Origin of the sequence: uncultured Tissierella sp., from assembly GCF_902479755.1 — a bacterium.
GTDB classification, from domain to species: Bacteria; Bacillota; Clostridia; order Tissierellales; family Tissierellaceae; genus Tissierella; species Tissierella carlieri.
Window position 1 is genome coordinate 50471 of sequence record NZ_CABSQO010000013.1, and the last position, 14011, is coordinate 64481.

The window sequence follows — 14011 nt, forward strand, 5'->3', positions numbered from 1 at the left end:
TAAATTATTATTTGTAATAGCATATTCACTGGGCGTTCAGTTAGTTCCTTTTGAGAATATAATAAGGTAACAAAGAATAACTTAATCTCATATAATATAATTCATTATACATATATAAAATCAATTATTGGAGGAATATTATGATTAATACTAAAAACATTATAATTGGTTCCTTATTTGCAGCTATAGCAGCTTTATTTCAGCTAATACCTGTTTTCTTTTCAGAAGTTCTTATATTTTTGACTATTCTTAGTGCAGTTCCCATTTATATTGTTTCAAGAATAAATCCTAAGACAGGAATTCTATCATATTTAGTAGCAAGTATAATTGTTATGATTTTAAGTGTACATGAGGGATTGTTTTTTCTATGCACTAATGGAATTATTGGAATATCACTTGGAATATGTAGTTATTATATAAGAAAAGAGTCTGCCATTTGGATTTTAAGCTCTATTGCTCTAACAATTACATTAAGTGTCATGAATTATGGCATAGGCATCCCTGTTTTTGGCATGAAGATTCCTGGAGGAATAATAATTCAAATACTAATACTGTTTTTAGTTTCAGTAACTTATAATATTTTTTATTACTATTTTTTAAAATTCATTTACAGATATTTGAAGAAAAATTTAAGATCCATATAAGATCAAATAAAACACCGTTGTTATCCTTTGATATAAGGATTAGCATTGGTGTTTTTTAATCCTTAAGATCGGCATAAATTGATTTAAGTGTTTAAATCCCTAACTTTCATAATAATTATAGCCGCTTAATGCAATGAGTGTTAGTGCAGGCGTGTAAAACATCCATATAAGACTGTCTGTAATTAGGCTGAAATTACCTAATTGTAAAGCCATCGTTAGTCCTACGTTTAAGTCACATAAAACAAAGAAAAACATCCCAATAGTAACTAGAATTGAGTTTGGTTTTGGAAATATTTTTAACAATAGATTAGCAATTGCAATTAATAAGGATGCGGAAAGTAAAACTACATAAAATTTTAATATATAAAATAGAGTTGACTCTTTCATCAAATTATTAGCTACCTTCATGATAATTAGTATAAATAAAACAGTAGCTAAAACAGTATTAATAAATATATTATTTGATAAAACCTTTGATTTATCTATTGTAAAATTTTTTAAGATTGCAGATCCATTTCTTGATATCAATCCTAATTGTACTATAGAGAACAGAATAATTCCTATATAAGGTTCTTTGAAAATTACCAATGATATATCTGCAAGAATGATAAATATATAAATAAATTTAAGATTTTTTGTATCACTATGGCTAAGTCCATTTTTCCCAATTATGAAAACCAGTGTAGTAGAAAGAATGACAATTAAAAATTTTGCTATATATGTATATAGAAATCTATTGTATTTAAGCTCTTCTTTAACTATAAAAAATCTTGCCCAATCAAGAGTTATAAAGCTTCCACTTATGAAAATTATTAAAAATATTATGATCCAAACAAATTTGAATTTACTCTTATCCATATTAGCCTACCTTTCAGATTGTTAAATTAATTATTTCCCATTTTTCTTTTTTATATTGACAGAAGTTAAAGAAAGTGTTACCTTAAAATTGAACAGTGTTTAAACATAGAACGATGTTAAATAAAATAAGGAGTGGCGTAATGACTATTAAAGAGAGAAGAGAACGTGAAAAGGAAGAAATGAGAGAACTTATCCTTTCAGCAGCAAATGATATTATTACTGCTGAAGGTTTTAACAAGTTATCAATTAGGAAAATAGCTAAAAAAATTGAATATTCTCCATCTATTATCTATCATTATTTTAATGATAAGGAAGAAATATTAAACAATGTAATGCAAAGAGGTTATAAAAAAATAGTAAAAGCTGTATCTTTGGCGAAGGTAAAAGGAGATTCTCCTGAAGAAAGATTAGTTGAAATGACAAAAAACTATATAAAAGCAGCACTAGATATGCCAGAAGAATTCATAGCTGCCCAATTAAATCAATCCGAGATAGCATTAAAGCATACCTCCTCATTATTTAAAGGTGCTTCAAAAGAAAAGCCTGCTTTAGCTGCACTATATAATTGTTTAAAAGAAATTTACAAAGATAAAAAGGTAGATGAAAATACAATTGAATTAACTGCTCAAATGATTGCAGTATCAACATTAGGACTTATTATAAAGCTCATTATAGAAAAAGACATTGATGATAAACAGAGGCAAAAATTAATAGGATATTTTTCAGAAGAAATAGTATTGAAAATAGTTAATGAAAAGGGAATTAATAGCAAGGAGGTGTAAATTTGAAGACGATATTTAAAATATTATTATCAGTAATATTTATATGTATACTTGTACTTGTAAGTGGAATATTTTATATATCTCGAGGACTTAACGACGGAAAAGACATTACGATAAACGAAATAGATATATCAAATTTAAGTGATGGAGTATATAATGGAAAATACAAGGCTGGAAGATGGACAAATGAGTTAAACATCACAGTAAAGGACCATAAAATCATAAAAATTGATATAGAAGATGATGTTACTTTTTCTATGCCTAGTGTAAGTCATGATTTATTTAATAAAGTTATAACAGTACAAAACACAACAGTTGATGTAATTTCGGAAGCTACTGTGACATCTAAAGCTTATCTTAAATCAATAGAAAATGCATTTAATAATAATTAAATTATATGGAGGTAATAAAGTGAGTACTTTAATAGTTTATGCAAGTAAATATGGATGCACGGAAAGATGTGCTAAACTGTTGTCTAAAGAGCTTAATGATAAAGTGGATTTAATAAATCTTAAGAATATAAAGGCTATCGATTTTTCAAAATATGATAGGGTAATTATCGGGGGATCAATATATATTGGTAGAATCCAAAAAGAAGTCACTGAATTTTGTACGAAGAATTTAGATAAACTAAAGGAAAAACGAATTGGATTATTTATTTGTGGTATGCAAGAGGGAGAGATGATAAATACTGAATTAAATCAAAACTTTCCTTCTGAGTTGCTGAAGATTGCAGAAGTAAAGAGCTATTTCGGAGGAGAATTTATCTTTGATAAAATGAACTTTATGGAAAAGTTAATAGTAAAGAAGGTATCAAAACTAACATCCGATAAGTCAAATATACTGGAAGATAATATTTATAAATTTGCTCAAAAGATAAACTCTATTTAGTTTATCTATATGAATTATTAATAAAATATAAGAGTGTAATAAGTATACTTATGTTCTTGATACAATAAACTCTCCACTATAACACCAGACTTCGATTTTATATTATGATACCTAAAGAGCAGGAGGTGGAGCAGGCGTGAAAAATACTTATAAAACAGCAGAAGTTGCAAGAAAGATTGGAATACACCCTAATACTGTACGCCTTTATGAGGAGCTTGAATTGATACCGAAACCACAGAGAAGGTCAAATGGTTATCGTGTATTTACCGATTTTCATATTGAACAATTCAAACTTGTAAGAATAGCTTTAAAAGTTGAGGTTTTGCAGAATGGTCTGAGAAAAAAGATGATCCGTATTATAAAACTCTCAGCAAAAGGGAATTTTCAAGAAGCCATCGTACTTACTGAAAGTTATTTGGAACAAATTAAGGTTGAGCAAGATAATGCTGAGGAAGCTATAAGAATTGCAGAAAAACTATTGTCTGGTATGCAGGAAGAAGGGGATGAATTATCTCTTACGAGAAAAGAAACAGCTGATTATTTGCAAATTACAATTGATACTTTGAGAAATTGGGAGATGAATGGATTATTGACAGTTAAGAGGAAGCAGAATGGTTATAGAGTTTATACCAACAACGATATTAGACATCTAAAAATTATTCGTTCACTTCGCTGTGCCAATTATTCTCTTGCAGCAATTTTGCGTATGTTGAATGCGCTATCTTGTAATCCAAATGTTAATATACGAGAAGTCATTGACACCCCAAAAGGGGATGATGACATTGCATCTGCCTGTGATAAACTTCTTACATCACTACGAAAGGCCGAACAAAATGCATTATATATGCTGGATCATATAAAAGCCATGCAAGAAAAATTTAATAGAAACTCTATGATTTAACACTAGACCTTGTTCTGGTGTTATTTTTTTTATATTTAAAAAACAGATAGAAGTAATTTGTATATACCAGTTTGATCTCTTAGGTAGAATATTAAAATTAAATATTGTAACTTTTTAAAAACGATATTGCTTGTGACGTTACGTCATATGCTATTATATATTCAAGGAGGGAAAAAGAATGAAAGATGATTTATTTACTGTTGGGGAATTAGCAAAAAAGATGAATGTTACTGTGAGGACTTTACAGTATTATGATAAAGAAGGACTTCTGAACCCTTCTGCAAGAAGCGAGGGAGGGCGCAGGCTATATACAAAAAAAGATATGGTATTATTATATCAAATTCTATCAATGAAGTATTTGGGTTTTTCTCTTGAGGAGATAAAAAATAATCTTATCTCCCTTGATAATCCAGAAGATATCTATAAATTACTAGAAGAACAAACAAAGGCTATAGAGTATGAAATCGATAATTTGAATAGGGTATTGGAAGCTATCAAGGCTTTGAAAAAAAGCGTAACCCAAACGAATACTGTAGATTTTAATAGATATGCTGATATTGTTTCACTTATTCGCACAAAGAATGAAGGATTTTTGTCAGTTGAATTTTTTAATGAAGATGAGGAGCTGGCAACACATATTAAGGGATTATTTGAAGACAATCCAGAGCTTGGCATTGGACTTTTTCAAAAATACCAGCAGATGTGTGATAAAACCATATCATTAAAAGCACAAGGTAAGACACCTGATAGCAAAGAAGGACAGATATTGGCAAAAGAGTGGTGGGATTTAATATTTACTTTTACAGGTGGAAATATGGAGTTGCTGCCAGGAATTCTGAGTTTCAGTGAGAATCGTGAAAATTGGAGTGAGGGGATGCGAACACAGCAGAAGGCAGTAGATGAATTCATGGAAGAAGCTCTTTCAATCTATTTTCAAAAAAATTCTATAGATTTTCCTGAGCTAGAGGAGGGCTATAATGATTGAATTAAATAGAGTTATAAAATGCTATGGACAGAAAAATGTTGTTAATGATATTTCTTTTTCTATTCCAGAGGGAGAGCTATTTGGATTTTTAGGTCCTAATGGCGCTGGAAAATCAACAACAATAAGGATGATAACTGGTCTTTTGAAGCCAACATCAGGCAGTATTATTGTAAATGGCCATGATGTTATAGCAAATAAAAAATCCATTTGTGAGGATATCGGTGTTGTATTTGAACTTCAAAATCTTTACCTCCGTTCTTCTATAGAAGAAAATCTAAAGTTATTTGCTGCTCTGTATAGAGTTAATGATAAACAGGTGGATCAGGTTATGGAGGAATTACAGCTGACTGAAAGAAGAAAAATGGCAGTCAAGAAACTATCAAAAGGATGGAAGCAAAGAGTGCTGATTGCGAGGGCTTTATTACACCAACCAAAAATTCTTTTTCTAGATGAACCTACAAGCGGGCTTGACCCAAACACTGCTATCCTAATTCGTAATCATATAAAAAGAGTAAATGAGAAAGGTACAACAGTTGTTTTGACTACCCACGATATGTATGAAGCAGACGAGATGAGTAATCGAGTTGGCATAATGAATGAAGGACGATTAGTTGCAATTGATACTCCTGAAAGATTAAAGCAGCAGCATGGAAAAAATGAAATTTTTGTTGAGTACAAGGATAATGGCAATATTAACAAAAAAAATCTTCCATTTGGCACCAATGAAACAAATCAATTCATAGCACAATTAATTAAAGAGGGGCGAGTTGTAAATATTCATACAATGGAAAGTTCACTTTCTACTGTATTTGCAGAATTAACGGGGAGGAAATTAAATTGAAAAGTATCTTTGTTTTAGGCAAACATGAGTCTAAAGAAATGTTGAAAAATCCAGGAACTTTGGCTGTGCTGTTTTTACCAATTTTAATGTCGAAAATGATTTTGACTACTATTAAGGTATCAGGAGCAGATTTTCTTCTTTTATCAATATGGATATTATTTGCTCAAGTTTTAATTGGAATTATGCTTGCAGGTCCAACAGTTATTGAAGAACGAGAGACAAAAACTATAGATGCATTGTTATGTTCACCTTTGACATTCGAGGGTATTGTGTGCGCTAAGGGTGGCATTATACTGATTGGTTCCCTAATAGTTCAAATAGTAGTTGTTTTAATTAACGAAAAATTTTCCATTCACCTTATTTCCTTACTAGTGCCTATAATTATAGGAGGAATTGTATTTGTTGAAATTGGTATGATAATCGGTTTAACTGTAAAATCTTCGCAAAGTGGTTCAGCCTTATCATCTGTAGTTATGATATCATTATTTTTAATTGTTGCTCTTTATCAGGCTCTACCGAAATGGACATATAATTTTTTAGTTTTACTTCCAAGTATTGAGGTTAGTGAAGTCACGCAACGAATATTGGATGGCAAGGATTTAATATGTATGGAAATGTTGCTTCTATTTGCATGGATGTTTGTATTGGGTTTTACTATTAAAAAAATTGGTGATAGGTATTAAGCATATAAAAATGGTAATTCAGCACTACTCTTCAATAAATACTTCAAGATTCTATTGGAATTCCATATACTGATAAATAATTATTTTAAAAGCAAAAAAGGGAATATTATAATATTCTCTTTTATTTTTATAGAGTTAAAATCCTTTCTAGATTACTTTCTATTATTTTTAGTTAGATTCCCCAAAAATTTATCGAAATTACCAATCTATATTTAAGAAAATGACTTGATTAGAAAATAGGCATCAAATATTAAAAAAATAACTATATTTGAAAAAAAATAATTTCAATGATATTATAAATTCATTAAAATTAAAAATTACTTTTCCATGGTTTAAATTAGAAGTGTCTATGTTTTATATTTAAAAAGTTTAGAATAGGAAGAAGAAAAGGGGTGGATTTATGGCATTAATTTTAATTGTTGAGGATGAAATGCCTATCAATGTTTTAATTAATAGAAACTTAAAGTTAGTAGGGCATGAGTGTATATCTGTATATGATGGTGAAGCTGCGTTGGAAATGATACAGAAACATACATTTGATTTGATACTACTTGACATAATGCTACCTAAAATGAATGGCTATGAGGTTTTAGAGGCAGTAAAGAAAATGAATATACCAGTTATATTTCTTACATCAAAAAGTTCCCTTTCAGATAGAGTTAAGGGATTGACATTAGGTGCTGATGATTATATAGTAAAACCCTTTGAAATGGTGGAATTACAGGCACGTGTTGAAGCTTTGCTACGACGGACAAATAAGGCTCAAAAGTTTTTTGTACTTAGCAATGTTCGTGTGAATTTAGATGGACGACAAGCATTTCTCAATGATAAATTAGTCGATATTACACCACAAGAGTTTGATTTGCTAGTTGTATTGATTCGAAATCGAAATATTGCTCTTTCACGTGAAAAATTACTAGAACTAGCATGGGGATATGATTTTGAAGGTGATACAAGAACAGTAGATGTTCATATCACAAAGTTGCGGAAAAAACTAGGCTTAGATAATTATATAAAGACAGTATATAAATTAGGATATAGACTGGAGGTGCTGGATTGAAGTTCAGAACATTCGTTGCCACCTTTACTTTATTTTTGATAATATTTTTTGCCAGTTTGTTTTTTATTTCAGCTTTTATTTTTAATAATCAGATGACTATTATAAAAGAACGAGGAATAAATGAGCACTATTTTATTTCTTCTTCATTTGGTAAAGACCTAATGGCTGTTGTCAATCGTGGAGGAGACTTAGATGAAGCAATAGAGCAGCTTTTTGATTTCTATACAGAGTACTATCAAAAGCAAAATGTATTTTTAGAATTATTTTCGCAAGAGGAGATGATATACAGTAGTTTATCAGAACGTCAAGATAAATTAGGACGCTATTCTACAGAAATAGGTATGAGAAAAGCAACTTTTGAAGATATAGGTGATGGCGTTTATTTTAAGGTCATTGGAGAATTGCCGGGAACTGATAATAAATTTAGCATTCAGTATCTTTACGATATTTCGGGTGAATTGAAGGGATGGAAGGATATACAGCGTATTTTGTTGTTAGTTGGTATCATGTTTGCCATTATTTTAGCCGTAAGCCTTCAATATCTTCTAGGACGTGTTTTCAAACCATTGGATATGGTGTCAGCTGCCTCAAAGAAAATTGCTGATGGACAATATGATAACCGTATTACCGTATCTGGAAGCAATGAAATTGCTGAAATGGCAGGGAGTTTCAATAACATGGCAGAGGAAATCCAACGACGCATTACTCAACTTGCGGAAGCGTCGGAGCAAAAACAGCAATTTATAGACAATTTAGCACATGAGATACGCACCCCCCTTACTTCGGTCTATGGATTCGCTGAATATATTCAGAAAGCTACTATAAGTGACGAAGAAAAAATACTAGCTGCCGATTATATAATGTCTGAAAGTCAACGTATGCTCAATATATCGAACAGACTTTTAGAGTTAGCTACATTAAGGAACCAGAAAATTAAAATGAAAGAAGTAGATGTAAAAAATCTATTTGAACACTCTTATAAATCCCTAGCGGCGAAGCTGACTGAAAATCAGATTTCACTTAAGTGGAAAAGTCAGATAGATACTATTTATGGCGATATGGATTTATTACAAAGTCTGCTTCTTAATTTTACTGATAATGCTATAAAAGCTTGCAATTCTAAAGGGGTCATTATATGGAATGCTTATATTGAAAACGGATGTCATGTTCTATCTGTACAAGATAATGGTGAAGGTATTCCGCAAAATGAAATTAACAAAGTAACAGATCCATTTTATCGTGTAGATGAATCACGAAATCGAGCAAAAGGTGGTGCAGGACTTGGACTCTCTATTTGTGAACAAATAGCTCATTGTCACAATGCTATGCTTTCAATTGAATCATTACCAAATATGGGTACTATAGTAAAATTAACTTTTACAAGTTCATAACAAGTTCATAATAATTCAATAATATCTTATGATTATACTTTATTTGTGTCTATCACTAAAATAAATTTGAAAGGAGATTCATCTATGGCACAAAGAAAAGAAATAAAGAAAAAAAGTATCTGGAGGACAGTAGCATCAAGTACAATTGCTATAGGCTTATGTGGTACGATTTTTGTAGGAGCCAGCAATACAGCAATGGCATTAGCATTGGATAAAGAGGAATCAATTCCTACAACGTACAATATTAGTACTACAGTAATTGATAAAGCTGATGATTATGTAAAGGCTGACTACAATGTTTTGGAGAACAAAATCATGTCATCTACAAATGCCAGTGCATTGCCAATTGAAGAGGCAGCTGAGATTGGGGCCCAATATCTTTGGGATATGTTTCAGATTGATTTAGAGGGTAAGACAATTTATATGTCCTACTTCGTTGACCCTTCTGTTGCCAAAGCATACTGGAGTGGCGATATTATTGAAACGGGCAGTGATATTTCAGATGGACCACCAACTTACAGCTTCGTCATCGAAGCTATATCTGGTAAAAGAAATTCTGTTTCAAAGCAATACGGAAGAAAAGAAACAACTGTACCTTTTAACTATCAAAAAGTTACAGAAGAGTATAAAAATAATTGTGATGAATACTTACAGTTGGCAAAGCAATTTACTGAAAAACATTTTGGAACTAAAGCAATTGCAGCAGAGTTCAAAGATATAGCTGCATCTATCGATGGAAAAAGTATTCCAGCTGGAAAATCGCCTTCTGATGCAAGAGCCTATGAAATATTTGTTGTTGTTCTTGTAACCGATGAGGAAGGACAGCAGACAGAAGTCACCATATCAACTGATAGCAAAAATCTCCAAACTATTAATACCATCGATCCTGATAGGAATAATGATGATAATTATCTTGGTTAATAAAAAAGGTTTTTAAGGGTTATTGGGTTATATATTATAATTAATTTATGATATGTTTCTTTATTGTTTCAGTAAAAAATTATTATATACCTTTATAGGATTCAAAAAGCTATATTTTACTTCTCGAATACTTAGAGAAATTACTAATCAAGGCTAGATATCCTTGACTTTAAGTAGTATAATATATTAATGAATCCCACTTTATTGTGGGATTTTTAGACTAAAATTTCAATTAAGGAGAGAAGTAGATGAATGAATTTTCAAGAACCGAGCTTCTGCTTGGAGTTGAAGGTGTAGATAAATTAAGAAACTCATTTGTTGCAGTATTTGGTATAGGTGGAGTTGGATCATTTACAGTAGAGGCTTTGGTAAGAAGTGGAGTAGGTAATATTGCCATAGTTGATGATGATAAGGTCTGCTTAACAAATATAAATAGACAGCTGATAGCAACAAGAAAGACTATAGGAAAACACAAGGTTGAGGTCATGAGAGATAGGATATTGGAAATAAATCCAAAAGTTAATGTAGAGATACATCAGACCTTCTACACTGTAGATAATGCAGATGAGTTTGATCTATCTAAATATACTTATGTAGTAGATGCTATTGATACTGTCTCTTCAAAGTTAACTCTAATTGAGAAAGCAAAGAAATGTAACACTCTAATTATTAGTTGTATGGGCGCAGGAAACAAACTAGACCCAACTAGATTTGAAGTAACTGATATATATAAGACAAGCATATGTCCGCTTGCCCGAACAATGCGTTCCGAGTTGAGAAAAAGAGGTATTGATTCCTTAAAGGTGGTATATTCAAAGGAACCAGCATTAAAGCCGATAGAAAACGAAGAAGATAATTGTAAGAATAAATGTATTTGTCCTCCAGGTACAGCTCGTAAATGTACTATTAGAAGGCAAATCCCGGGAAGTGTATCATTTGTTCCATCTGTAGCAGGTTTAATTATTGCTGGAGAAGTAATAAAGGATATCATTGAATTATAAAGAAAATAAGATATTAATTGTTAATGATAATTTAATATAGTATTAAAACAAAATTTATTAGAGCAACTATTTATTTAGTTGCTCTTTTTTGTATTTTAAATTAATAAGAAAATAATTAAAGTAAGTACTTGGTTAGAAGAAATTCATAATCCTTTGTAAATTTCTATAGAGATGAAAAAAATAGCTATAAATTAGCTAATAAATGCAAATACTGTTTAGGAAATACTAAATGATTGTAACCATTACTATATAGGGAGATGAAAATATGAATGAAGAAAGGAAAAATAAAAGGAAGAAAAGGTTTGAATTTCCCACAGCCTTTACAGTTTTATTTATAATTCTAATACTTGCTGCTATATTAACTTATATAGTTCCAGCAGGATTTTATTCAAAATTACAATATGATTCAGATCAGAATGTTTTTTTGGTAGAAAATCATCAGGGGGAAATAAACACACTTCCGGCGACTCAAGAAACACTAAATACCTTAAACATTAGGATGGATATTAGTAAGTTTACAGATGGTAGTATTAAAAAACCTATAGCTATACCGGATACTTATCAGACTATACCACAGTCGCCACAAGGAGTTTTATCAGTTATCATGTCACCTATTGAAGGTATTATGGATACTGTTGATATTATGGTTTTTGTCCTAATCTTAGGAGGAATTATAGGTTTAGTTAATAAGACTGGAACATTCGATGCAGGGATTGCTGCCCTATCAAAGAGAACAAAGGGAAAAGAGTTTTTATTAGTAGTGTTTGTTACATCACTAATAGCCTTAGGAGGAACTACCTTTGGATTAGCGGAAGAAACCATTGCTTTATATCCTATACTTATGCCTATATTTGTAGCTAGTGGATATGATGCGATAGTTTGTATTGCAGCAATATATATGGGATCTTCAATTGGGTCCATGTATTCAACTGTAAATCCTTTTTCAGTAGTTATTGCCTCAAATGCTGCTGGAATTTCATTTAATGAAGGGCTTACATTCCGTATTATAGCTTTAGTATTGGCTACTATAATAACTTTAATATATATCTACTACTATGCCAGAAAAGTAAAGAGAAATCCAAAGGATTCTTTAATATATGAGGATATGGAAAAGATAGAGGAAAGATTTTTGAAAAATTATGACCCTGAGAATGTAGCTCCCTTTAATTGGAGAAGAATCCTGATACTTGTTATATTTTTAGGTGCATTTCCATTTATGATTTGGGGAGTTTCTAGAGGTGGATGGTGGTTCCCAGAAATGGCGGCATTATTTTTAGCAGTAGCTATTGTCATAGTGTTCTTGTCAGGACTATCAGAAAAAGAAGCTATTAATACATTTATAAATGGTGCAGCAGACTTAGTAGGTGTTGCACTTATAATAGGAGTTGCAAGAGCAATTAATATTGTAATGGATAATGGAATGATATCTGATACATTGCTATTCTATACATCATCTATCATTAGAAATATGAATGGCGGTATTTTTGCAGTAGTTCAGATGATACTCTTTAGTTTTCTAGGATTTTTTATACCATCTTCATCAGGGCTAGCCACACTCTCTATGCCTATAATGGCTCCACTGGCAGATACAGTAGGAGTATCTAGAGATATTGTAGTTACGGCATATAACTGGGGGCAAGGTTGGATGGCATTTATTACACCAACAGGGTTAATTTTGGCAACACTAGAAATGGTAGATGTAACATATAATAAATGGCTAAAGTTTATACTGCCATTAATGGGAGTAATCGGAGTATTCTCTATGATAATGCTTATTATACAAACATTACTATAAGATTACTTTAATCGAAAGGATGATTATATGGATAGAATCGTTGAAAGATTTAAAAAGTATATTGCTATAGATACGAAATCTGATGAAAATAGTAGTACCTGTCCTAGTACTCCAGGTCAATTGGAGCTAGGTACTTTATTAGTGGATGAGCTAAAGGAATTGGGACTTGAAGATGTTAAGCAGGATGAAAATGGATATGTATATGCTACTCTCAAATCTAATACTGATAAGAAAGTACCCACTATAGGATTTATCTCCCACTTAGATACTAGTCCAGATTTAGATGGTAAATGTACAAATCCAAAGATTTTCACATATAGGGGCGGAGATATAGAGTTAAATGAACAATATAGTATAACTATAAAAGAATTTCCTTTCCTAAGAAATCTTATAGGTAAGGAGCTTATTACAACAGATGGAACAACTCTATTAGGGGCTGATGATAAGGCTGGAATTTCTGTAATTATGGATGCGATGGAATATTTAGTCAAACATCCGGAAATAAAACATGGAGATATTAAGATTGGATTTACACCAGATGAAGAAATTGGAAGAGGAGCAGATTTATTTGATATAAAGAACTTTAAAGCGGACTTTGGATATACTGTTGATGGGGGTCCTGTAGGCGAACTGGAATATGAAAATTTTAATGCTGCAAGTGTGAAGATAGAGATCCGAGGAAAAAACGTACATCCAGGTACGGCGAAAAATATTATGGTAAATTCACTTAGAATAGCCATGGAAATTGAATCTATGCTGCCAGTAAATGAAAAACCAGAATATACAGAGGGCTATGAAGGATTTTATTTATTAGATGAAATAACTGGAAGCATAGACCATACAGTTATTAGCTATATTATTAGAGATCACTGTAAGGATAGGTTTGACAAGAAAAAGGAAGATTTTAGAAAGATAATAAATTTCTTAAATGATAAGTATGGAAATACAATTACCATAGAGATTAAAGATAGCTATTATAATATGAAAGAAAAAATCGAACCGCATATGGAAATCATTGAACTTGCTAAAAGGTCTATGATAGAACTAGGAATTCAGCCAATTATTCAACCTATTAGGGGAGGAACTGATGGGGCGAAGCTTTCCTATATGGGTCTTCCGTGTCCTAATATCTTTACGGGAGGTTATAATTTTCATGGAAGATTTGAGTTTATCCCAACAGAAGCAATGAAGCTAGCATCACAGTTAATTGTAAAAATTGTTGAAAATAACGCAAAATAATCAAGTAAAGGGTAGTAAA

The 14011-nt window shown here is 31.3% G+C and carries 15 protein-coding genes; 14 read left to right on the forward strand and 1 reads right to left on the reverse strand.

Annotation, left to right across the window (positions count from 1 at the left end; all coding sequences use genetic code 11):
* Positions 1 to 140 precede the first annotated feature (140 nt).
* Positions 141 to 644, forward strand: coding sequence for a hypothetical protein (locus RDK80_RS08730; RefSeq protein WP_308524071.1), 504 nt, complete (start codon positions 141 to 143; stop codon positions 642 to 644).
* 99 nt (positions 645 to 743) lie between these two features.
* On the opposite strand, the gene RDK80_RS08735 is transcribed toward RDK80_RS08730, so the two are convergent.
* Positions 744 to 1502, reverse strand: coding sequence for a hypothetical protein (locus tag RDK80_RS08735; RefSeq protein ID WP_308524072.1), 759 nt, complete (start codon positions 1500 to 1502; stop codon positions 744 to 746).
* A 140-nt stretch (positions 1503 to 1642) separates the two neighbouring features.
* Between RDK80_RS08735 and RDK80_RS08740 the strand changes: the two genes are divergently transcribed.
* The 13 genes from RDK80_RS08740 to pepT all read left to right on the forward strand — a co-directional run bounded on the left by RDK80_RS08740 (position 1643) and on the right by pepT (position 13992).
* Positions 1643 to 2284, forward strand: a complete 642-nt coding sequence (locus RDK80_RS08740; RefSeq protein ID WP_308524073.1) for a TetR/AcrR family transcriptional regulator — start codon at positions 1643 to 1645, stop codon at positions 2282 to 2284.
* 2 nt (positions 2285 to 2286) lie between these two features.
* Positions 2287 to 2676 (forward strand): FMN-binding protein, encoded by a 390-nt coding sequence (locus tag RDK80_RS08745; protein WP_094903398.1) that lies wholly within the window; start codon positions 2287 to 2289, stop codon positions 2674 to 2676.
* A 19-nt stretch (positions 2677 to 2695) separates the two neighbouring features.
* The gene (locus tag RDK80_RS08750; RefSeq protein ID WP_094903400.1) at positions 2696 to 3175 is read left to right on the forward strand and encodes a flavodoxin domain-containing protein; all 480 of its coding nucleotides are present in this window, start codon (positions 2696 to 2698) and stop codon (positions 3173 to 3175) included.
* Positions 3176 to 3311: 136 nt separating this feature from the next.
* Positions 3312 to 4076 carry a MerR family transcriptional regulator gene (locus tag RDK80_RS08755; RefSeq protein ID WP_256310324.1) on the forward strand — a complete coding sequence of 255 codons (765 nt, stop codon included), beginning with the start codon at positions 3312 to 3314 and terminating at the stop codon, positions 4074 to 4076.
* Between the two features lie 178 nt (positions 4077 to 4254).
* Positions 4255 to 5061 carry a MerR family transcriptional regulator gene (locus RDK80_RS08760; RefSeq protein WP_256310323.1) on the forward strand — a complete coding sequence of 269 codons (807 nt, stop codon included), beginning with the start codon at positions 4255 to 4257 and terminating at the stop codon, positions 5059 to 5061.
* Positions 5054 to 5902 carry an ABC transporter ATP-binding protein gene (locus RDK80_RS08765; protein WP_308524074.1) on the forward strand — a complete coding sequence of 283 codons (849 nt, stop codon included), beginning with the start codon at positions 5054 to 5056 and terminating at the stop codon, positions 5900 to 5902. Before RDK80_RS08760 ends, RDK80_RS08765 begins: the two co-directional genes overlap by 8 nt.
* Positions 5899 to 6585, forward strand: a complete 687-nt coding sequence (locus RDK80_RS08770) for a hypothetical protein (RefSeq protein WP_094903406.1) — start codon at positions 5899 to 5901, stop codon at positions 6583 to 6585. Before RDK80_RS08765 ends, RDK80_RS08770 begins: the two co-directional genes overlap by 4 nt.
* Before the next feature lie 400 nt (positions 6586 to 6985).
* The gene (locus RDK80_RS08775) at positions 6986 to 7645 is read left to right on the forward strand and encodes a response regulator transcription factor (protein WP_256310321.1); all 660 of its coding nucleotides are present in this window, start codon (positions 6986 to 6988) and stop codon (positions 7643 to 7645) included.
* Positions 7642 to 9036 (forward strand): HAMP domain-containing sensor histidine kinase, encoded by a 1395-nt coding sequence (locus RDK80_RS08780; RefSeq protein WP_308524075.1) that lies wholly within the window; start codon positions 7642 to 7644, stop codon positions 9034 to 9036. Before RDK80_RS08775 ends, RDK80_RS08780 begins: the two co-directional genes overlap by 4 nt.
* 84 nt (positions 9037 to 9120) lie before the next feature.
* A complete protein-coding gene (locus tag RDK80_RS08785) occupies positions 9121 to 9957 on the forward strand; it encodes a hypothetical protein (RefSeq protein WP_308524076.1) in 837 nt (278 codons plus the stop codon).
* Positions 9958 to 10205: 248 nt separating this feature from the next.
* On the forward strand, positions 10206 to 10958 hold the full coding sequence (locus RDK80_RS08790) for a ThiF family adenylyltransferase (protein WP_094903414.1): 753 nt from the start codon (positions 10206 to 10208) through the stop codon (positions 10956 to 10958).
* 265 nt (positions 10959 to 11223) lie between these two features.
* Complete coding sequence (locus tag RDK80_RS08795; protein ID WP_094903416.1) at positions 11224 to 12753, forward strand: YfcC family protein; 1530 nt, start codon at positions 11224 to 11226, stop codon at positions 12751 to 12753.
* 27 nt (positions 12754 to 12780) lie between these two features.
* Complete coding sequence (gene pepT, locus RDK80_RS08800) at positions 12781 to 13992, forward strand: peptidase T (RefSeq protein ID WP_094903418.1); 1212 nt, start codon at positions 12781 to 12783, stop codon at positions 13990 to 13992.
* Positions 13993 to 14011: the final 19 nt, after the last annotated feature.

Coding starts and splice junctions, on each gene's coding strand:
- RDK80_RS08730 (WP_308524071.1), top strand. CDS start 141: ATGATTAATACTAAAAACATTATAATTGGTTCCTTATTTGCAGCTATA.
- RDK80_RS08735 (WP_308524072.1), bottom strand. CDS start 1,502: ATGGATAAGAGTAAATTCAAATTTGTTTGGATCATAATATTTTTAATA.
- RDK80_RS08740 (WP_308524073.1), top strand. CDS start 1,643: ATGACTATTAAAGAGAGAAGAGAACGTGAAAAGGAAGAAATGAGAGAA.
- RDK80_RS08760 (WP_256310323.1), top strand. CDS start 4,255: ATGAAAGATGATTTATTTACTGTTGGGGAATTAGCAAAAAAGATGAAT.
- RDK80_RS08765 (WP_308524074.1), top strand. CDS start 5,054: ATGATTGAATTAAATAGAGTTATAAAATGCTATGGACAGAAAAATGTT.
- RDK80_RS08775 (WP_256310321.1), top strand. CDS start 6,986: ATGGCATTAATTTTAATTGTTGAGGATGAAATGCCTATCAATGTTTTA.
- RDK80_RS08785 (WP_308524076.1), top strand. CDS start 9,121: ATGGCACAAAGAAAAGAAATAAAGAAAAAAAGTATCTGGAGGACAGTA.
- RDK80_RS08790 (WP_094903414.1), top strand. CDS start 10,206: ATGAATGAATTTTCAAGAACCGAGCTTCTGCTTGGAGTTGAAGGTGTA.
- RDK80_RS08795 (WP_094903416.1), top strand. CDS start 11,224: ATGAATGAAGAAAGGAAAAATAAAAGGAAGAAAAGGTTTGAATTTCCC.
- pepT (WP_094903418.1), top strand. CDS start 12,781: ATGGATAGAATCGTTGAAAGATTTAAAAAGTATATTGCTATAGATACG.